This is a genomic window from Paenibacillus sp. YN15, from assembly GCF_003285005.1.
In the GTDB taxonomy this organism is placed as follows: domain Bacteria; phylum Bacillota; class Bacilli; order Paenibacillales; family NBRC-103111; genus Paenibacillus_AR.
Window position 1 is genome coordinate 264893 of the sequence record NZ_QMFA01000003.1, and the last position, 22040, is coordinate 286932.

13 protein-coding genes are annotated in these 22040 nt (G+C 55.1%); 12 read left to right on the plus strand and 1 reads right to left on the minus strand.

The annotated features are described in order from the left end of the window. Positions 1-123: 123 nt before the first annotated feature. The 5 genes from DQG13_RS04370 to DQG13_RS04390 all read left to right on the plus strand — a co-directional run bounded on the left by DQG13_RS04370 (position 124) and on the right by DQG13_RS04390 (position 11146). Positions 124-2364 carry a helix-turn-helix domain-containing protein gene (locus DQG13_RS04370; protein ID WP_146767101.1) on the plus strand — a complete coding sequence of 747 codons (2241 nt, stop codon included), beginning with the start codon at positions 124-126 and terminating at the stop codon, positions 2362-2364. 695 nt (positions 2365-3059) lie between these two features. Beyond that, positions 3060-4031, plus strand: coding sequence for an ABC transporter permease (locus DQG13_RS04375; protein ID WP_113018522.1), 972 nt, complete (start codon positions 3060-3062; stop codon positions 4029-4031). Between the two features lie 38 nt (positions 4032-4069). Continuing rightward, positions 4070-4945 carry a carbohydrate ABC transporter permease gene (locus tag DQG13_RS04380; protein ID WP_113018523.1) on the plus strand — a complete coding sequence of 292 codons (876 nt, stop codon included), beginning with the start codon at positions 4070-4072 and terminating at the stop codon, positions 4943-4945. A gap of 186 nt (positions 4946-5131) precedes the next feature. Then, entirely contained in the window at positions 5132-6769 is a 1638-nt protein-coding gene (locus DQG13_RS04385; RefSeq protein WP_181592571.1) for an extracellular solute-binding protein, read from the plus strand. Positions 6770-6871: 102 nt separating this feature from the next. Beyond that, positions 6872-11146, plus strand: coding sequence for a beta-galactosidase (locus DQG13_RS04390; protein ID WP_113018525.1), 4275 nt, complete (start codon positions 6872-6874; stop codon positions 11144-11146). A gap of 337 nt (positions 11147-11483) precedes the next feature. Here DQG13_RS04390 and dat read toward each other — a convergent pair whose 3' ends face one another. Continuing rightward, positions 11484-12317, minus strand: a complete 834-nt coding sequence (gene dat, locus DQG13_RS04395) for a D-amino-acid transaminase (protein WP_113018526.1) — start codon at positions 12315-12317, stop codon at positions 11484-11486. Between the two features lie 600 nt (positions 12318-12917). Here dat and DQG13_RS04400 point away from each other — a divergent pair. The 7 genes from DQG13_RS04400 to mobB all read left to right on the plus strand — a co-directional run bounded on the left by DQG13_RS04400 (position 12918) and on the right by mobB (position 22023). Continuing rightward, positions 12918-15596 carry an adenosylcobalamin-dependent ribonucleoside-diphosphate reductase gene (locus DQG13_RS04400; RefSeq protein ID WP_181592579.1) on the plus strand — a complete coding sequence of 893 codons (2679 nt, stop codon included), beginning with the start codon at positions 12918-12920 and terminating at the stop codon, positions 15594-15596. A 163-nt stretch (positions 15597-15759) separates the two neighbouring features. Beyond that, positions 15760-17007: a sensor histidine kinase gene (locus DQG13_RS04405; RefSeq protein WP_113018528.1), complete on the plus strand. Its 1248-nt coding sequence runs from the start codon at positions 15760-15762 to the stop codon at positions 17005-17007. Positions 17008-17026: 19 nt separating this feature from the next. Next, on the plus strand, positions 17027-17680 hold the full coding sequence (locus DQG13_RS04410; RefSeq protein WP_113018582.1) for a response regulator: 654 nt from the start codon (positions 17027-17029) through the stop codon (positions 17678-17680). Further along, positions 17673-18566 carry a hypothetical protein gene (locus DQG13_RS04415; RefSeq protein ID WP_113018529.1) on the plus strand — a complete coding sequence of 298 codons (894 nt, stop codon included), beginning with the start codon at positions 17673-17675 and terminating at the stop codon, positions 18564-18566. The genes DQG13_RS04410 and DQG13_RS04415 overlap by 8 nt, the downstream gene beginning before the upstream one ends. Before the next feature lie 121 nt (positions 18567-18687). Continuing rightward, entirely contained in the window at positions 18688-20211 is a 1524-nt protein-coding gene (locus DQG13_RS04420) for a nitrate/nitrite transporter (RefSeq protein ID WP_113018530.1), read from the plus strand. After that, a complete protein-coding gene (locus DQG13_RS04425) occupies positions 20201-21475 on the plus strand; it encodes a molybdopterin molybdotransferase MoeA (RefSeq protein ID WP_113018531.1) in 1275 nt (424 codons plus the stop codon). The genes DQG13_RS04420 and DQG13_RS04425 overlap by 11 nt, the downstream gene beginning before the upstream one ends. 14 nt (positions 21476-21489) lie before the next feature. Then, complete coding sequence (mobB, locus tag DQG13_RS04430) at positions 21490-22023, plus strand: molybdopterin-guanine dinucleotide biosynthesis protein B (protein WP_181592572.1); 534 nt, start codon at positions 21490-21492, stop codon at positions 22021-22023. Positions 22024-22040: the final 17 nt, after the last annotated feature.

Genomic DNA, 22040 nt, shown 5'->3' on the forward strand with positions numbered 1-22040 from the left:
TGATACTTGCTCCAAATTTGTTAGTTGCAATCGGTAGAGGAATATCATAAGGTGGCCACAGAAAAGGATTGAAAAGCGGCGTATGCGCGATTACCCTTGAATGGGGGAGGGGATGACAGATTTATGCTTAGCAAGAGACCCTGGTTCAAGAGGCTGCTCATGTCTTACTTGCCTGTATTTTTGGCGATTGCCGCCGTTCTCAGCATTCTGTTTGTTTTTGCCGCCGTTGGAGTAGGAAAAAAAGAAGCGCTCCGGGCCAACCGGATATTCGCCTCCCAGGTGCAGCAATCCATCGATTATTCCCTGCGCGTGGTCGATCAGATGATCCTGGGGGAGCTGTGGATGAATACGCTGTGGAGCGACTTTTTTGAGCCGAAGCCGCAGACTAACCGCTACCTCGCCGAATATGAGCTTTCCAGCAAGCTGATCGGACTCACGGATAATTCTCCGCTGATTGATTCCATCTATCTGGTGCGCTTCGCGGATCAGAAGGTCATGACCAATTCCTCCATGCTGAGCCTGGAGAGTTTTCCCGACAGAAGCTTTCTGCAGGAGGCCCAGAGCAGGACGGAAGAGATGAGGTTCTGGACCAGCCCCCGCACGGCGGCCGGTGTGGGAAAGGAGGAGAGGAGCATATTCTCTCTCTTGCTTCGTTATCCGCTGCTGGACGGGGAGCAGGGCATGGTGGTGGTGAATATTCAGACTGCCGCGATTGCCGAATTGCTGAACAGCTTCTCCGATTCGGGCTTAAGCTTCATCAGGCTGTACGATGACAACGGAGCCCTTGTATACGGCACGGACATGCAGCAAGGGGGCGCAGGCTATGAGAAACAGCCGCCGACCAAGAACGCCAATGTCCTGACCCGGATCAAATCCGATTATACCGGCTGGGAGGTGCAGAGCGGCCTGAAGGACGGCAGCTATGCGGGAGGCTACACCATTCCTCCCCGGGTCTGGCTGGCGCTGGCGGTTCTGACGGTGCTTCTTGGCATCGGTTTTATCATCTATATCACCATGCGGAACTACAAGCCCATCGGCAAGATTATGGAGAGCATTGAAACATATGCGTCTGTAGAACCTCCCAAGCTGCGAAACGGCGGGGGCGGGGATGAATTTGCTTTTATCGCCAAGGCGCTGGATGATCTGATTCGCCAAACCGGGGAGGATGTGATCTACCGGCGGAAGCTGCTGTTTCAGGAGCTGTTTGAGGGCAGCAGGGCGATATCTCCGGAGCAATGGCGGGAGCAGCTGAAGGGGCTGGGGATGGAAGAGCCTGTCGACCGGCTGCAGACCGGCATTGTGGACATCGACCGGTATGAGGATTTCTGCCGCAGCTACAACCATCGGGACCAGGGGCTGCTCCGGTTTGCCCTGGGCAATGTGGTGTCGGAGCTTGCGGAGCAGCAAGGCCTTCGCATCTGGGCGGAGTGGCTGACCAGCCAGCGGATGGGCCTGTTGATTCTGCATCAGAGCGGAGGACAGGCTCCGGAATCGGAGGGGCGGCTCCAGCTTGTGACCGGCAGCGCGGTGGAATGGGTCCGCCAGAATTTGCGCCTCACTATCACTATTGCCCTGGGCGTTGCGGTAGAGAAGGCGGCAGAGGTGGGACTGTCCTATGAAAGCGCCGCGGAGGCGATGAAGTACAAATCGGTGCTGGGCAATAGCCGGGTGATTGCCCAACTGGATCTGCCCGTTCAATCCCCCGGGGATGTGTTCAGCCAACTGCAGCCCATCCGCGCCATGGCCACAGCCTTCCGTCTTGGCGAGGAGAAGTGGCGGGAGCTGTTAGCCCAGGTGATGGACGCGTTGAAAAAAGGCAGGTTCTCCAGAGATGATATTGTCAATCTGATGGGGTATATGCTGTACCAATTGAACCTTGAGCTGGCCGGGCTGCCGGAGGAGAGCCGCCGGCCGTGGGAGGAGCAGGCTGCTCCCGGACTGGAGCGGGTCATGGGCGGGATGGATACGCTGGAAGAGCTTTCCTGCCAGATATTGCCCATTCTGGAGGAGCAGGATGCTCTGATCCGGCAGATCAGGGAAAAACGGGCCGCTCACTCCATCGTTTGGGAGGCAAGGCGCTTTATTGAAGAAAATTATGCTAATCCGGATATGTCGCTGACTTATGTCGGGGAGCATTTTCACATTACCTCCAATTATTTAAGCCGGCTCTTCAAGGAGGAAACCGGCGAGAATTTCGTGGATTATCTGGCCCGCATCCGCATCCAGCAGGCCATGCGGCTGCTGAAGGAAACGGAGCTGACCGTTCAGGAGGTGGCTGTCCGGGCCGGCTATACCCATTACGTCTCCTTCAACCGGGTATTCAAACGGATTGCCGGCGTTACGCCCGGCGACTACCGCAAGTAACCGCCGGGAGCTCCGGCCATCGCAACGGCATATGAACAACCCTGAGGCTGTTCGAAAGCTACAAGCTCTCGCGGAAAAAGGCTAACGAATCTATGCATCGCTATTTGCCTATAGGTGAGCCTGTTTGAAATCTAACGAATCGTAGGAGCGCTATTTGTCCGAATTTGCGCCGAACTGCGTTCAAACAGGCGAATAGCGCGATATAGATTCGTTAGATTTTTTTTCATGCCCGTTTTTGCGAAATAGTGTGATATAGATTCGTTAGCCAGATTCTGCTTGTCCTCAGACGGATGCTTCCGAAGCTGGTTTTCCTGCAGAACCCCCTTTACCTCCCGGTCCTTTCTGCCGAATATGGATTCACCTTGGAGTACTTTTCGGACAACTCCGTTCCAATATTGTCAGCAGGCGAAAACGGCTACATAGCCCGGATTTGACCGGAGTTTCATTTTTGTTACCCCCTCCAAAGGTGTTAGTTGTGGAAACGGACCGGCGCCGCCTATAATGCAACTGTATCCGCCGGGCAGGCTGCAAGCTGATGGCGGCGCCTGTTGGCAGGATCGGGATAAAAGGCCAAATAAAAGCAATCCTTCAAAAGTGACGAGAAGCTTTGAAGCGAAATCCGGGTACTTTTGGGGGAGCCTCGGAATGAAAAGGGGCAAAAGCCTTTTTCACAAAAAAGAAAGGTGGAGCAGGAGATGGAACCAAGGGAAGCCCCTGGACTGGGAACAAAAATGAATAAGCAAGCCGGTGCAGAACGGAGCAGGGGAATTGCAAGCAGCCGCATCTGGAATTTGAACAAACCGCTGGTCATCATGTTTATTCCGGTCGCGGCGTATTTCATTATCTTCAAGTATATCCCGATGCTGGGGATTGTGATCGCCTTCAAGGACTACAATATGGCGGACGGCATTTGGGGCAGCCCCTGGGTGGGGTTGGAGAACTACCGCTATATCTTCCATAGTCCGCAAATGACCAGTGTTATCCGCAATACGCTGATGCTAAGTTTGATGAATGTTTTAATCGGCTTTCCATTCCCCGTTATTCTGGCCATTTTACTGAATGAGGTCAGGCGGACATGGTTCAAAAAATGGGTTCAGACCCTGGTTTATTTGCCCCATTTTCTGAATTGGGTCATTGTGGGCGGCATGATTATTATGGTATTCGCCCAGGAGACGGGAGTTGTCAATCATGTGGTCAGGCAGATTACCGGGGAGGCTTATCCTTTTCTGTACAACAAGCTGTCCTGGCTGACGATCTTCGTAGGCTCCACCATCTGGAAGGGCGCCGGCTGGAGCGCGATTATTTATCTGGCCGCCTTAACCTCCATTGATCTGAACCTGTACGAGGCCGCCAACATGGATGGAGCCAGCAAGTGGCGGCAAATCTGGCATATTACCCTGCCCGGCATCAGAGCGACGGTGGTTCTCATGTTTATTCTGAATATCGGCCATGTGATGGATGTGGGCTTCGATCAGGTTTTTGTGCTCCAGAATTCGATGGTCTCCGATATTTCCGAAGTAATCAGCACCTGGAACTACAAATTTGGTCTGGGTATGGGAGAGTTCAGCTACGGGACGGCCCTTGGATTATTTGAATCGCTGATTGGCTTGAGCCTGGTGCTGGTGACCAACAGCATTGCGCGCAAATACGATCAGGGCCTGTGGTAATTTTTGATGGGGGATGTTAACGAAAGGAAGGATATCTGATGAAAACAACAGTGGGAGAACGAGTTTTTTATGGAGTCAATTATATCCTGTTAACGCTGATCGGGCTGTTATGCTTGCTGCCTCTGGTTCACATTGTGGCCATTTCCTTCAGCAGCAATACGGCCATTGCTACCGGCAGGGTCAGTCTGTGGCCGGTGGAGCCCTCCTGGCTGGCGTATAAAAGCATGATTGAAGGAACCAATATTGTGAAGGCCTTCAAAAACAGTCTGCTGATTACCCTTGCGGGAACCGTGTTCAATATGGTATTTACCATTCTGGCAGCGTATCCCTTGTCCAAAAAGCATTTTTACTTCAGGCGTATTTTTACCCTGGCCATTGTCTTCACCATGATGTTCAAGGCCGGGCTCATTCCCGATTATATGCTGGTCAAATCGCTGCATCTGGTGGGCAAATATTGGGCCTTGTGGCTGCCGGGACTAATCAGCGTCTACAATATGCTGCTGCTGCGGTCCTTCTTCGCGGCTATTCCCGAGGAGCTGGAGGATGCGGCGCGGATTGACGGCTGCAGCGAATGGCGGCTGATTATGCAGGTGATTCTGCCCTTATCCCTGCCTGTTATTGCCACGCTGACGCTGTTCTATGGAGTGGGGCACTGGAATTCCTTCTTCAACGTCATGATTTATATTAATGATCCCAACAAATACAATCTGTCCGTACTGGTGCAGAATATGATCCAGAATGCCTCCATCCTGACGGAAATGAGCAATCTGAATCCGGATGACTACAAGATGCTGACGCCGGAATCCATCAAATCGGCCAGTGTGATTGTGATGACGCTGCCGATGCTGCTTGTCTACCCCTTCCTGCAAAAATATTTCGTAAAAGGCGTCATGATTGGCGCGATAAAAGGATAGGGACGGACGACGGTGATGGGGAATGCGGATTGAAAGGGGGGATGCCGTCTTTTGCCGCAGCCTCGGGCGAAGGGAAAAGGACAGCCGGACGGCGGGCGCAAGCGGCGGAAGAAGCTGAAAACATTGGAAAGCCGGACAGCAAGAGGCAAAAAGAGCTTGTCACAACTCATAATGGAGGGGTTAGACATGGAGCGGAAGAAAATGAAATTATGGACTCCGGCGGCAATGGCAGCCGTGCTGGCGGCAGGAACAGTGCTGCCGGCTTGCAGCAGCAAGGAGGGCGGCCAGGAGGCCCAGTCCAGCGTGCAGCCCGGCGCCGGGACAGCGGCAACGGCGCCTGCCAAGCGGGGCAGCTTGAGCGTCACCATTTATGACCGGGGGCAAATTTCTCCCGATGAGGGCACCTACGACAATAACCGCTGGACCAAGTGGGTCAATGAGAAGGGGCCTGTGGATGTAAAATATGTGCCGGTGCAGAGAAACGGATCGGAGCAGAAAATTCCGGTGCTGTTCGCTTCCGGCGATGCGCCTGATCTGGTGCTGGAATACAACGCCGGTATGCGCAGCCAGCTCTGGAGCCAGAAGCAGTTAATGCCGCTGGATGATATTATCGACAAGTACAGTACGGAATACAAGCAGTTGCTGGAGAAGTTTCCTCAGTTGAAAAAGGTTACGGCTATGCCCGATGGAAAAACCTATCAAATTGGCAAGGTAATCAAACCCACCGCCCAGACGGTAATGGTCATTCGCAAGGACTGGCTGGATAAGCTGAAGCTGCAGGTGCCCAAAACTGTGGACGATTTCTACAATGTGGCCTATGCCTTTGCCCATAACGACCCTGACGGCAACGGCAAGAATGACACCTACGGCTTTAATATGAATGAGCATTATATCATTGACAAGATGTTTGGCAGCGAGTTATTCATTATTGAGAACGGAGAGCTGGTCCGCACGTTTGACCGGATCAAGCCTGCCGCCGAGGTGAAGAAAAAGCTGTTCGAGAACGGCGTGGTGGATAAGGACTTCCTGACCGACAAGACCGGACAAAAGGCGCAGCAGGATTTTGCCAATGGCAAAACCGGTATTTTTGTCGGCTATATAGCCAATGTCAAAAAAAATTATGAAATTCTGAAGAAGAGTGATTCCAAAGCGGAAATCTTGCCCATTGTATTGCCGGAAACCTCTTTTGGCCAATACAGCCCCGACTTCAATTCCCCTCTTGATATTGTGGGGGTAGTCAACGCCAAAACCAAGGACCCGCAGGCGGTGATGCAGTACGTGGACTTTATGATTAAACCCTCTACTGTGGAGCATTTCCAGTACGGAGAGGAAGGCGTTCACTTCAAAAGGGGCGCAGACGGCACTCCGGAAACCATTGACAAGGACAAAAATACCAAGGAAATAAACTATAACTTGGACTACAAAATGTTCATGCCCACCTATTTTCTGAAGGATTACCAGAAGGACGGGGTTATGCTCAACTCGAAGGACCCCTTCGATCAGGAATGGATCAAGCTGTCCCAGATGATGGATAAGCTCTATATTGATCCCAGCCGCCCGACACCCGGCTACACCCACTTCAAGATTCGCCCCAATCTGGAGAAGGATATCAACGCCACAGTGGATAGCGGCTGGAGCCAATGGCATGATACGATTCTGAAGGCTATAGTCAGCAACGGAGACTTGGACAAGGCGGTGGAGCAGATCAAGGATGCCTGGTACAGCTCCGGCGGCCAGAAGGCAGAGGACTGGCACAAAAAATGGTATCAGGAAAACAAGAATAGCTGGGTCTTCATGAAGGATTTGTACGAGATGAAGTTTTAGGAGTGGGGCCGAACAAGTCAAAAAGCTGAGGTGTCACGCTGCATCAACTGCTGCCGGCGCCGGTGTATACCGGCCCGGCAAGCAATCCAAAGGGAGTGTGAAATGATGAGAAAAACGCTTATTTTGTTCCTGGCCCTAAGCTTGCTGTTTAGCTCTTGGGCGCTGGCCGGTCCCGGCCATAAGGCGCAGGCTGCCGCTCCTGCGGAAAGCCTGGAGGAGTGGGAGGCTATGCGGGGCGGCTTTGGGGCGGAGTCCCAGATGCCGATTTTTCACGCCGGGGGCAATCTGGTAATGGACGGACAATTGGAGGATTGGGACGCGGGGGAATATTCGGAAATTGCTCTGCCGTCCGATCCAAGCCAGGTGCAGCTTAGCGGTTGGAGCGGCGCGGAGGATCTTTCCCTGTCCGCCCGGTTCGCATATGATGAAGAGAATTTCTATCTGGCGGCACGTGTAACCGACAACGTGCATTATGCGGTTGCCAATGACGCCATGTGGAGCGGGGACGGCATTCAGCTGGCTTTTGGCAGCGGCAGCCTCTACGGGCCGGAATACGGCTTTGCCCTGGTGGGCGGGGAAGCCCAGATCTGGCGCTGGGTGGATGCAGAGGCGGATTTGGGGAAGGATGCGGCAACCCTCCGGGCCAACCGTACCGGCAATGTGACGGTATATGAAGCAGCCATCCCCTGGCGAGCCATCTTTACCCAGGAACCGGATTTGCGGGGACCGGTGCAGTTTTCGCTTCTGGCCAACGACAACGACGGAACGGGCAGAAGGGGATGGGTGGAATGGAATAATTCCATCGGACTATTGAAGAATACCAGTCAGATGAGCCTGCTGTATCCGGTGCCGCTTCACGACAACTGGAGCTTCTGGCTGGATACCAAGCAGGAGATCAGACCGGGCGAGCAGGTTCCCTACACCTTAACCGTTGTCAATTACAGCGATGAAATGAGAACGCTTACTTTATCCGCTCCCCTGCTGGGGCTGCAGCGGCAGGCGGAGCTGGCTCCGGGGACGGCCCTTCATTTGACCTCGGCCTATTCCATGCCGGACAGCGGCGAATTCTCCCTTGGGGTGGAAGTATCGGAAGCGGCGGCAGGCATTACGCGCAATCTGGAGCTTCCGGTTTACGCTATCGTAACGGCAGAGGAGCTGTCTGTCAGGTATGATGAGCTGGAGAGCAGGCTGCCCCAGTTGGAGAGCCTGATGGAGCAGGCTGCGCTTCGGGGAATTGCCACGGATTATGAGCAGGTGGATCTCACGGTTCTGCAGAATTTCCTGGGCTACGGCCGGGAGGATATGGCCAAGGGCAGGCTGCAGCGGGCCAATTACGTGCTGAATGAACTGGAGGCGATGCTGGCCGGAGCTATTGACAGCCTGGAGGCATATCTGTCCGGCGTCCGGGAGTCCTGGGCCGTTCCCCGCTACACCACCGGCAAGGTGGACATCGAAGACTACGGCTTTACCGGCACGGCCAAAACCAGAAGCACCCAGGAGGTGGAGCAGGACCGCCCGATCTTCTTCAACGGCTACGGGCATTTTAACCAGGTTCGCAGCGACATGTCCAAATTCCAGGACTATGGGACCAATATTGTGCAAATAGAAACCGGTCCGAACAAGGTTGTGTTTCCAAAGGACTACATACCCCAGTTTTCCGGCGGCACAAGGGGGGCGGTATCCGGCGAGTATGGCGTGGATGATACGGTAAGCCGAAGCGGCAGCAGATCGCTGAAGATGGTTAACCGCACCCCTAAGGCCCCCAACGTCTATTTGCGGGTATGGCAAACGATGACTCTGAAGGCGAACACCACCTATACCTTCAAGGCATGGGTCAAGGCTGACGGTCTCGTGGGCGAGAATGCCTGGTTCCCGGGAGGTCCCAACTGGCTGTGGCGGACCAAGGTTCCGGCAGGCACCTATGACTGGACTGAGGTTTCGGCTACCTACACGACCGATTCCAAGGCCGTATCCATAGATATGATGTTTGTGCTGGAGAATATCGGCACCATCTGGATTGACGATATTAGCGTGACCGAACAGAGCAGCACGCAGAACCTGGTCAAGAACAGCGGCTTTGAGGAGTTTCCCGAGACTGTATCGGTGCCGGGAACGGATTATCTCATTGCCACAGACAGGCTCGAGCAGGATGTCATCAGCACGCTCCAGGCCGGAGAGGCGAATGATATTGCGGTCAATGTGCTGCTTTCCCCCCACTATTTTCCCAGCTCGGTGCTGCAAAAATATCCCGAGATGCGCTACACCGACAATAAGGGCTTCCTGAAGTACAATATCTATCATCCCAAGGCCAAGGAGGTTATCGAAATCTATCTGCGGGCGGTTATTCCGCTGATTAAGGATTATCGTTCTCTGCACAGCCTAACCTTGTCCAATGAGCCGGTGTATTACGCCAATCTGAATCCGGTCCATCTGCCGGACTGGCAGCAGTATCTCAGTGAAGTATACGAGGGGAATATCGGGGAGCTGAACCGGATCTACGGAACCGCCTATGCCTCCTTCCAGGAGGTTCCCATGCCTGCGGTGCAGGAGGCCAAGCCGGTCAACTACGATTATCTGCTCTTCAACAACCAGATGTTCAGCCAGTGGCATCAATGGATGGCGGATATTATCCATGAGATCGCCCCGGACATTCCGCTTCATGTGAAGGTCATGGCCGATTTTAAGCGAAACCTGGAGCGGGGTACGGACTTGGAGCAATTCGCCCAGCTTGGCCAGATTAATGGCAATGATGTATACAATATCCTGGGCGACCGGCCCAGTTCGTTCCGCAACGAGGCTGTTTTCTATGATATCCAGCGCTCCTTCAATAAGGCGCCGGTGTTCAACTCGGAGTATCATTTTATTCGGGACGGGGATATCAATTACAGCAAGGACCAGGCTGTACATGCCAAAGCCCTGTTCTGGCAGGGCGCCGTTCACGGCCGCAGCGCCTCCACAGCCTGGGTGTGGGAGCGGACCTATGATACCTCCAGCGTTTTCGAGGGCAGTCTGCTGCACCGGCCGGATGTGGTGTCCGCCATTGGCCGGACCAATCTGGACCTGAACCGGCTGGCCTATGAAGTAAAGGCGCTTCAGGATGCGCCGGCCCAGGCCGCGATTCTCTATTCCAGGCCGTCGTCCTTGTACAACAGCGACTTTTTTGCCACGCTGTATCGCGGCTATGAGGCTTTGTCGTACAGCGGCCAAAGCATCCGTTTTGTCTCGGAGGAACAGCTTGAAGAGGGCGGCTTGGACGGCTGCAAGCTGCTGCTTATTCCTGCGGCCACCCATGTGACGGAAGATGTGCTGGAAGGGATTTCCGGTTTTGCGGAGCAGGGCGGCAAGGTAGTGATGATCGACGGCCAATCGTTGGGCAGGAATGAGCATAATGAAGCTCATTCTCCGGCCAAGGTGCAAGCAGCCGCCGCTCAGGCCGTTATTGTGGGGAGCAGCGCTTCGGGAGAGCAGATCCGCCAGACTCTGCTTCCTCTTCTGGAGCAGGAGGACATGACCCCGGTGATGCTGGAGGAGGCGGCGAGCCAGCAGCCGGTTTATGGAGTGGAATGGCGTTCTGCCAACAACGACGGGAAGCTGCTGATTAATGCTGTCAATTACACCAACCGGACCCAGACGGTCTCCCTGGAGGTTTACGGCCAGGCGGTGCAGACGCCTGTGTTGGAGCGGATTTCCGGCAAGCCGGTGAATCCGGCGTCCTTTGAGCTTGCGCCTTATACGCCGTATTTGCTGGAGGTTGCTTCCTCTTCCGGCGGGAGTGCAGAGGGGGAGGAAGCCGCGGCCGCACCCGGACGGCCGGAGTTGTCCCATAATAATGGCCATGATACCGGGCTGCTTGACGGGGATTATGAGGTGCGGATGAACCTGTGGTGGGGAAACAATGCAGACGATTACAGGCTGTATGAAAACGGGGTGCTGATTGATTCCCAGGCCCTTGCGGCGCAGACGCCCAATCCCCAGACCGCAGCAACCTCCATTGCCGGAAGAGGGGATGGGATTTACCGCTATTACGCGGAGCTGTCCTATGCCCATGGCACAAGCCGGAGCGAGGAGATAACCGTTACCGTGCAGAATGCCGCCCCCTCCAAACCGGTGCTGTCCGCAGATAACTGGGATGGGGACGGGAGCTATAGGCTGACCATGAATTTGTGGTGGGGCACCAACGGCACTGCCTACCGCCTGTATGAGAACGGGGAGCTTATCGACACCCAGGCGTTGGAGCTGCGCACTCCCCAAGCCCAAAGCGCCCGGACGGCGGTTGCCGGAAGGCAGCCGGGAGTCTATGAATACCGCTGCGAGCTGGTCAATGCAGCCGGAAGCACCATGAGCGACAGCATCACCGTCGAGGTATTGCATCCGTAAGTGTCACGAATACAGGCCCTGCAGCAGGCGCAAGCCTTTTGCAGGGCCTTTTCAGTTGGGGCAGGGATATGGGCTTGCGGGACGCAAGCGCGCAGTGCGTGGTGCGGGAGGGCGGGTGGCATAGCTTCCGGAGGTTAGCGGTGACAGGGGGAGAGGGGCGAGAGGCAGCAGGAGGCGAGGGGCAGTAGGGGGCAGAGAGGGGCGGGAGACGACTCATGCCCCTGCACGCCGTCCCGCGGCGAGGCAGCAGGCAGAACTGTTCGCATAAAAACAGGGACGGATGGATGATGGCTTTCCGCGTCCCTGTTTAGTATGCTGGAGAAGTGAGTGTTTTTTTCTACATAAAGAGTGTCTGGAACTCCCGCTGAAGCCGGCGGGTAACGGGGCCGGGCTGGCCTGCCGCAATGGGCGTTTCGTCAATGAGGATCACAGGCGTCACCTCTGTGGTGGTTCCTGTGATGAACACTTCATCGGCCTTGTACAGCTCCTCCAGGCCGAAAGCCTGCTCATGGACCGGAATACCCAGGGCGCGGGCTTGCTCCAGCACCACTTGACGGGTTACGCCGGGCAGGATCAGGTTATTCGCCGGGTGGGTCCATACGGCTCCGTCCTTGACCATCATAATATTGGAGGAGCTGCATTCCGTAACCGTCCCGTTCCGGTGCAGCACAGCCTCGTCAGCCCCGCGCTCCACCGCTTCCTGTTTGGCCAGCACGTTGCCCAGCAGGTTCAGCGTTTTGATGTCGCAGCGCAGCCAGCGGATGTCGGGCACGGATACGATGCGGATGCCTCCTGTAATCTTGTCCCGGTTCCGGGGCAAGGGCTTGCAGTAGGCTGTCAGCACAGGCTGGGTGCCCTCCGGGGGAAAGGCATGGCCTCGGGGGGAGGCGCCGCGGGTAATCTGCATGTACAGGATGCCCTCCTCCACAGGGTCCTCCTCCAGCAGCTTGTACAGCAGCCCGGTAATTTCGGGAAGGCCGTAGGGGAGGGGAATCCTCAGCTCGGCAGCGCTGCGGGCCAGTCTGACCAGATGGGCATCCTCCTGAAACAGGCGGCCGTTATAAATCCGGAAAACCTCATAAATGCCGTCGCCGAAATAATAGCCCCGGTCATCCGGGTGTATGGCGGCGTCCTGGTAATCCGTGATGGTGAGATTATGGAGAAATTTCATGGCGGGCAAGCTCCTTTTTGGCAAATTTCGGTTTTCCCTATTTTACCCCTAATCGCGTAAAATTGCACAGGGGAAGAATAGCGGAAGCTTTTTTCCGCTATTCCTGCGGCGGAGCCCCTCGCATCGGCAATAGCGGAAACGAATTTCCACTATCCGGAGCAGACGTCCGGCCAAACCGGGGAAAAGAGCAGGTTAACGGAAAAAGCCTTCCGCTAACGGGCCATCACGAATCATGCGGCTGCCAATAACGGAAAATAGCTGCCGCTAATCCACAGTCTGTTTCCGTACGTGTACCCAATCTGCGCCTTCCATGCTGGCCGCTCAAACGCGCTAATGAGATGGGAGCGGAGAGTGTCCACAGACCATTACAGGTTATTGACCACGAAAAAGTGAGCCAGGTTGAGAAAATGACAGCTTCTCCCCGGCCTTTCGGCACAAATTCGTCAATTTCGGCTTTATTTCATTAGAAACACTACATATAGTGGTGTATAATGGACTTCTCGCACTATATCTTGAACGTTCTGCCTCTTTATAGAACATATTCCAGATGTTTTGTCAAGCCGAAATAATCATAGCCGGGAGGGTGTTCATGTGGAAACCATGCAACTGAAGCAATCCAAATTGGAGGGGCTTAGCGAAAAAATATTTTTGGACCGTTATGCGATGAAGGACCCCGATACCAATAATACCAAGGTGGGAGACGCGGTTTTGGTGCTGACCAAGGACGATCCGAAATTCCCCGCCAAGGAAGTGGGACAGGTGGTTGCCCGGAATGGCAAGCAGGTCACCATCAAGCTGCGCAGCGGAGAAATGGTGGAATCCACCGTGGAAAAGCTGACGTTGACCAAGGAGCAGACTCCCGAGGAGCTGTGGGACCGGCTGGCCAAGGCCATGGCGTCGGTGGAAGCCACGCCCGAGAAACGCCAGGAATGGACCGAAAAGTTCCGCTACATACTGGACGACTGGAAGCTGGTGCCCGGCGGGCGGATTGCGGCAGGCGCCGATGCCAGCGATGAGCTGACCCTGTTCAACTGCTACGTCGTCCCGTCTCCCCATGACAGCCGCGGCGGAATTATGGCCACCTTGTCGGAAATGACGGAGATTATGTCCCGCGGCGGCGGTGTGGGCATCAACCTGTCTTCCCTGCGGCCCCGCAGGTCCGTGGTTCGCGGCGTCAGCGGATCTTCGTCAGGCGCTGTATCCTGGGGCGGGCTGTTCAGCTACACCACCGGCCTTATCGAGCAGGGCGGCAGCCGGCGCGGAGCCCTGATGCTGATGATGAACGACTGGCATCCGGACCTGCTGGACTTCATTACCGTCAAGCAAACCATGAACCAGATCACCAACGCCAATCTCTCCGTGTGCGTCAGCAACGGCTTTATGAAGGCGGTGAAGGAGGATCTGGACTGGGAGCTGGTATTCCCGGACACCACGGACAGCGAATACGACGCCGTATGGAACGGCGATTTGGATGCGTGGAAAGCCAAGGGTAAAGCCGTCAAGGTCTACAAAACCGTCAAAGCCCGGGACGTGTGGCATACCATTATCGAATCCGCCTGGAAGTCTGCCGAACCCGGCGTTGTATTTATGGAATATTACAACCAGATGTCCAACAGCTGGTACTTCAATCCCATTATCTGCACCAATCCCTGCGGCGAGCAAGGGCTGCCGGCATGGGGCGTGTGCAACCTGTCCGCCGTCAACCTGTCCCGCTTCTACGATGCGGACAAGCATGATGTGGCCTGGGAGGAGCTGGGCCGGGTGGTGCGGTATTCCGCCCGTTTCCTGGACAATGTCATCGACAAGACGCCGTACCATTTTGAAGAAAACCGCGAGAACCAGCTGAACGAGCGTCGGGTGGGCATGGGCTCCATGGGCCTGGCCGAGCTGATGATCAAGCTGGAAATCCGCTACGGCAGCCCGGAATCCCTGGAATTCCTGGACAAGCTCTATGGTTTTATGGCCAAGGAGGCATACCTGGCCTCTGCGGAGATTGCCGAGGAGAAGGGCAGCTTCAAGATGTTCGATGCGGAGAAATATTTGCAAAGCGGCTTTATGAAAAATATGATGCAGGCCTTCCCCGAAGTGGGAGCCGCCATCCAAGCCAAAGGGATGCGCAATGTCACCGTGATTACCCAGGCGCCTACGGGCAGCACCGGGACCATGGTGGGCACCTCCACCGGCATTGAGCCGTATTTTGCCTTTGAATATTTCCGGCAAAGCCGTCTGGGCTTCGACAAGCAGCTGGTGCCCATTGCCCAGGAGTGGAAGGACGCCCATCCCGGGGAGGAGCTGCCGGACTATTTCGTCACTGCCATGAATCTGTCGGCAGAGGATCATATCCGGGCGCAAGCCGCCATCCAGCGCTGGGTGGACAGCTCCATCTCCAAAACAGCCAACTGCCCCGCCGACTTTACAGTAGAGGAAACCGAGCGGCTGTATGAGCTGGCCTTTGATTTGGGCTGCAAGGGCGTCACCATTTACCGGGACGGCAGCCGCGACGTGCAGGTGCTCTCCACCGAGAAGAAGGAAGACAAAAAGGAAGCGGAGGCTCCCAAGGCCGAAGCCGCTCCGGAAGCAGACAAAGCGGTTGCAGCCGCTGTGAAGCCGGAGCAATCCGACGCGGAAAACGAGTCTCTGGAAGCCATTGGCTCGGCCCTCTCCGTCAACGTGGACAAGAAAACCGAGCAGGTCTTCGACAACCAATACAAACGCCGTCCGCAGGTGCTCCGCGGCGCAACCTATAAGGTCAATACGCCCTTCGGGATGGCCTATATCACCATCAATGATCTGGACGGCATTCCCAGCGAAATCTTCCTGAACGTAGGCAAAGCCGGCTCCGACGTGTTCGCCATGTCCGAGGCTCTGGGCCGGGTATGCTCCCTGTTCCTGCGCTATGGCAACCACGGCAACAAGGAAGCGTTGCTTATCAAACATCTGAAGGGCATCGGCGGCTCCGGGGCTATCGGCTTTGGCGCCAACCGGGTAGAGTCCATCGCCGACGCTGTAGCGAAGTCGCTGGAAATGCACGTGCAGGCCAATGCCACCAACGCCGCGCATAACAGCGCGCCGTATGTCACCGCGTCGGCGGAAGCAACCGCGTACAGCCACGCGGCGGGTCACGGTCACGACGCCCACGGCGGCCACGGCCATGGCCACAGCAGCCTGGATCTGGGCGCCGTCAGCAAGGACATCTGCCCCAGCTGCGGCAGCGCCTCGCTGATTCCCTCCGACGGATGCAAAACCTGCACCAGCTGCGGGTATAGTAGGTGCAGTTAATGCTTGTAGCCATTGTCAGAAATGAAAAATAGTCTTGCGCATGTAAAAAACCAGGCTCAGCAATCAGCCTGGTTTTCTTTTTATTGAATGCCATCCCGCCAAACAAATTCAATCAATGTTATACTTTCAATAAGAAGTGGTGACGGAGGGATGGGCACCAGAGATGACAACGTTCCGGAAGACGAAGACATTCATGAGGTTTATGGTCAAAAACGGGATATTGACACTGGCCACAAGCCTGATCATTGTATTGGCGATACGCGCGATTCTTCATGAGAAGGAGCGGGGCTGGCTGGAGTATGTCCCGATTTTTTTGTTTGTGGTCATGATCATTACGCTTTTCTTTTTTATTATTTATTGGCAGAGCCACAAGCTCCGGTCCGAGCAGGAGCTGCTGTCGAATGTGTTCAAGCATAGCCCGGACGGGATTCTGGTGCTGGATCATACGCTGAATATTGTCCGGATGAATCCTGTCGCAGGACAGATGATGCAGATTGGCGATGAACCGGCTGCGCTGAGCTTTTGCAATTTTTGCTCGAATTATCCGGGTTTGCATAAGCTGTGCTCATATCAAAATTGTTTTATTACCGAGCCAGGCGCGCAGGTGATGACGCTGCAGCTGACCACGCCAAGCGGAAGGAAGAAGTCCATAAATGCCAGCCTGTCGCAATATCAGGACCCGATATATGGCCCTTTGAACATTATCCGCATGCAGGAGGTGGAGGAGCGGCGTCAGGAGGAGCAGAACCGGATCGCCAAGATGATTACCCACTCCATTTTGTCCGCACAGGAGAATGAGCGGAAGCGCATCTCGCGGGAGCTGCATGACGGGATCGGCCAGTCCCTGTACAGTATTCTGATTCAGACGGAAATCATCAAAGCGTCTCTCGAATCGGAGGAGAATTCAGCAGCAGACGAACCCATGTCGGCTTTGCAGGAATCGATCCGCCATACCATCGAGGATATCCGCGATTTGTCCGCTGAGCTTCGTCCTTCCGCGCTGGATGATATTGGGCTCGCGGCGGCGCTTCGCAATTACGTGCGGCTGTACCGGCAAAAATTCGGCATTCAAGTGCTGTTCACGATTGAAGGAGACAGTGGCCGTTTGCCGGCCGCGCATGAAATTGCTCTTTACCGCATCGTTCAGGAAGCGCTCACCAATGCGGCGAAATATTCGCAGACTGAAGTGGTTGATGTCAGCTTAAAGCTGCTTCCGTTGTATACGGAATTGCATATTCGCGATTATGGAACCGGGTTTGTCATCACTGCGGAATTGCGTCAAGGCGTGGGGCTCTATAGTATGGAGGAACGGGTGAATATTCTGGGCGGGGAATTTGCCATTGAATCCGCACCGGGCCAAGGAACGGTTATTCAAGTAAAGGTGCCCATTGGCGAGCGGCAGGCCAGGTAAACGGGAGGATGGATATATGATGGATATCAAAGTATTGATTGTCGATGATCATGCCGTTGTCCGGGACGGACTCCGCGCCGTGCTGGATGCGAAGCCGGGGATCAAGGTTGTCGGAGAAGCGGCGGATGGCGTATCGTGCATGAAGAAGGCCTTCGAGCTCCATCCCGATCTTGTGCTGATGGATCTGAGCATGCCCAATGGCCGCGATGGTCTGTATACCACAAGCGAGCTGCTGCAATCCATGCCTGAGATCAAGGTCATTATCCTGACGATGCATGATGAGGAACAGTACCTATACCGTGCATTGAAGGCAGGGGCGTCAGGCTACATACTCAAGTCGGCGCCAATCTCGGAGCTTATGACGGCTATCATGCAGGTTCATCAAGGACTCGTCTACTTGCATCCGAATGCCACAAAGAAAGTAATCGAGGGTTATCTGCAGGGCCAGACACGGGAGGCAACGGACTCATTCGAGACGTTAACCGAACGGGAGAAGGAGATTCTGACGCTGGTGGCCAAGGGATACACCAATAAAGAAGCCGCTGAGCTGCTTACCATCAGTGTCAAGACAATTGAGAACCACAAGGCCAATATTATGGAAAAGCTGCAATTGAACAACCGGCGCGAGTTGATGAAGTTTGCGCTTCAAAGGGGGCTGCTCGACTTTGATTAATGACAGCGGCCAACCGCTTACCACACAGCAGCAGATTCAGCTTGAATTGCAGCAGCTGAAATCCGGCATGGCGCTCGATTTCGTTGCCTTAGCGCTGGCGGATGCCAATTACCGGGACATTCATTGGAAAATCGCCCTGGGCGCCCGGTCGGGGCGTTATAAAAAAATTACCGTCCGCATGGGCAACGGGATGGCAGGAAAAGTCCTGCAAGCCAGACGGCCGCATGTGGTCACCTTTTTTCCGGAGGAGGTGCAGGATGAGGTACTGGGATATCCGATATTCCTCGTGGAATCGCTGCGCTCCGGCGTGGGGGTTTCGGTGGATTCCATTGGGGGCGAGCGGAAGCAGGCCTACGGCGTCCTGCTGGTAGGGCAGCGGGAGGAACGGGTATTCAGCGAAGAAGACATCGAAGAGGTGAAGTGTTCTGCCGCGAGGCTGGCTGTTTTGTACGACAGCATTACGGCCTACTCCCAGGCTCCTGATGCGCAAGCTCCGGTCCAGGATGACAAGGCAAGCCTGCTGCTTCACCGGCTAAAGGATTTCCGCGCAGAAGGGGTGGTCTGCGAATTATTGGATCAGCGCATTACGCGGCTGCCGGATGACCGCCAGGAACAGGTCGCCGCCATTCTCCAACTGCTGGCACAGCATTGCATCCAGGCTCATGCCGCGGCGAGGCTTGTGTTGGAGCAAGACGATGCGGGGAATACGCTGGTGGAATTTAACAGCGTGGGGGATTGCCCTATATCCCGCGAGATGTTTAACCCCGTTAAGCATCAACTGCTCGCATTAAAATGCGATTTGGAAATTGTGGCGGAGGAAAGCCGCCAAACGGTGCGCTTTACCATACCTACGCGAGTATTGCTGGATGAGCTGCACTGGAACTGAATAACGGCAGCCCGAGATGGGGAAATTCCTGCAAAGCAAATGAGGGATTTCCCCAATTTTTTTCATGGCCAACTACACGGATAATGGGGATAGGTAGTTGATGTCATGAGGAGGAATGGCCATGGGACCACCCAAAGCGGTTTTACCGCTGCAAACCTTGAGTTTGATCCTCGGATTTGCAGTATGGGGCATTTTATCATCGTTAATCGTATTCATCAAGGACGGTATTGCATTAACGCCGGGGCAATTATCCCTTGTAACGGCGGTACCTGTGGTTCTCGGCTCGATTTTGCGGATTCCGTTTGGCTATTGGACGAATAAATACGGCGCGCGAAATATGTTCTTGATCAGCTTCATCGTGCTGCTCGTTCCTGTATTCTACATCAGCCAAGCCAAGAGCTTCGCCGATCTGATTGCCGGAGGATTGTTCCTGGGAATATCGGGTGCGACCTTCTCAGTAGGGGTAACCTCTCTGCCGAAGTATTATCCCAAAGAAAAGCACGGATTCGTCAACGGCATTTACGGGCTGGGAAATTTGGGTTCGGCGCTGAGCACCTTCTTCGCTCCGGTGCTGGCGACGCAGATCGGATGGCGTCCGACAGTCCAGGTATATTTGATTTTGCTGGCAGTCTTCGCCCTTGCCAACTTCTTCATCGGAGACCGGAAGGAATCCAAGCTCAATGTTCCGCTGCTGGAGCAAATGAAGGGCATCTACAAGAACGAGAAGCTATGGCTGATATGCTTTTTCTATTTTATTAGCTTCGGGGCCTTCGTGGCATTTACTGTTTTCCTGCCCAATCATCTGGTGAATACCTTCGGGATCAGCAAGGTTGATGCGGGTCTGCGAACTGCCGGATTCGTTACCCTGGCCACCTTCATGCGTCCGACAGGGGGGTGGCTTGGGGACCGGTACAATCCCTTCAAAATATTGCTGTTCGTGTTCAGCGGACTGACCTTGGGCGGCATTCTGCTCGCGTTTTCTCCCTCCATTCCGCTCTTTACCGCCGGCTGTCTGTTGATCGGGCTATGTGCGGGGCTGGGCAACGGGACGATCTTCAAATTGGTTCCCCTCTACTTTGCCAAGCAATCCGGGATTGCCAACGGACTGATTTCCGCCCTTGGCGGATTAGGCGGATTCTTCCCGCCGCTGATGCTCGCTTCACTGCGGGCAATGACAGGCCATTACGCCATCGGATTCATGGCTTTGGCGATGGTTGCCTTGTGCAGCATTCTGCTTACTCTCTACATGTACTGGCAGGACCGCGTTAAATTGGCGGAGCAAATTATACAGAGCACCTCACAGGCGGTATTGGTCACCAATTCAAAAGGGTTGATTCTAACCGTCAATCCGGCCTTCACCGCCCTTACAGGCTATACGAGAGAGGCGGCGATTGGGCAGAAGCCGGGTTTTTTGAAATCGGGCTTGCATGATCAAGCGTTCTATGAATCGATGTGGGAGCAGCTTACGGCGGAAAACGCATGGTCGGGCAACATGTGGAACAAAAAACGGAACGGCGAATTGTATTTGCAGCATATCGCCATTAACGCCATCAAAAATGATGCTGGAGAAACGGACTATTATGTAGGCGTTTTCAATGAAATCAATCCTTTGGAATTCAGCAGGAGGTATTTTCATGAGCGGTAGGAAAGAACAAAAGAATTTTACGCGCAAAGCGGTTAGTGTGCAGGAAGCTGCACACCTGGTGCTTGAGCGTGTGCGGGTGATGCCGACGGAGGAAGTGCCTTTGATGCAGAGCATCGGCAGGACATTGGCTGTCGATCTAATCGCTCCACAGCCTATCCCCCATTTCCGCCGTTCAGGCATGGACGGGTTCGCAGTTGTGGCTGCCGATACGGGTAAAGCATCGGTTGGAGCGCCCGTTACCTTGGAGATTATCGACAATGTCCCCGCCGGGAAGGTATCGGGCAAGACCGTGCAGCCCGGTCGATGCATCCGGATCATGACGGGAGCGGCGGTGCCGGAGGGAGCGGATGCGGTAATCAAATATGAGATGACAACGGAGGAGGAGGCGCCGGACGGCATGGCCCTCTGCACGGTGAAAGGGGCTGTGTCCGCCGGGGAAAATGTCTCTGCCATCGGGATTGAAATTGCCGAGAAGGAAGCCGTGCTGCGTCAAGGCGTTCAGATCGGCGCCGGGGAAATCGCCCTGCTTGCAATGTTTGGCATCCATAAGGTGCAGGTCTACCGCCGGCCCAAGGTGGCGATTCTTGCAACCGGTGCAGAGCTGCTGCGCGTAGAAGAGGCGCTGGTGCCCGGGCGTGTCCGGAACAGCAACGCGTACATGCTGGCGGCGGCTATTGCGTCCTTCGGCGGTATTCCCGTTGTGCTGGACCAGGCGCCTGACGATGTGGACGTGGCAAAGCGGATGATCCTTGATGCACTCCGTGAGCATGATGTTATGGCGACGACGGGAGGCGTATCTGTCGGAGACCACGATATTCTGTATGATGTCACACAGTCATGGGATGGCGAGTTGCTCTTCAACAAGGTGATGATGCGGCCGGGAAGCCCGACAACCTTCGGAGTATGGCAAGGGAAGCCGGTTTTTGCCTTGTCCGGCAACCCTGCCGCCTGTTATGTCGGCTGCAGATTATTTCTTCGGCCCGCACTCCGGGGCATGCTGGGCGCAGAGCTTAGCCCTGAACCCCGGGTGACGGCAACCTTAACGGAGGATTACGTGAAATCGGACCGTTTTACACGATTTGTCCGTGGCCGCATGTTTGAGCAGGACGGCAAGCTGATGGCCGCGCCGGTGGGTTATGATATGTCCAGCTTAACCGTATCCCTGCGGGATGCCAATTGTCTGATCTGTCTTCCGGGTTCTCCTTCCGGATATCGGGCCGGCTCCCTGGTGGAGCTTATTCCCCTGAAGGGATTCTATGACTAATGGAGCCAAGAGACATGAACATTCCATCCGGCGCGCCTTCTTTCGTACCGGCTGTCCCTGTCCTGCAAATTATCGGCTACAAAAACAGCGGCAAAACCGCCCTCGTGTGCAGGCTTATCGCTGCGCTTACCGCCGAGGGGCTTCGTGTCGGCTCGGCCAAGCATGACGCCCACGATTTCCGCCTGGATGACCTGGGCACAGATAGCGAGAAGCATCTGTCTCACGGCGCCGTAGAAACAGTCCTGACTTCATCCACGGCTACCCGCTCCATGCGCAAAAGCTCCACATCCCTGGACGACATTGCCCGGCAGCTTGTTGGCAAGGTTGATATTCTCATCGCCGAAGGCTTCAAATCGGCCCGTCATCCCAAGATTGCGCTGATCCGCCATGACGGTGACATGGAAGCTTTGCCGGCCCAAGCGGCAAACATCCGGCTTTGGATCAGCTGGGAGAAGCCTGTTGGCCGCACCTCCCCTCCAACCCTGTGGCTCAAGCATGAGGACTCTGTCCTTGAAGCGGCGGTTTCCCTTGCACGTTCCCTTCTGTAGCCGATCACCGATTTCGG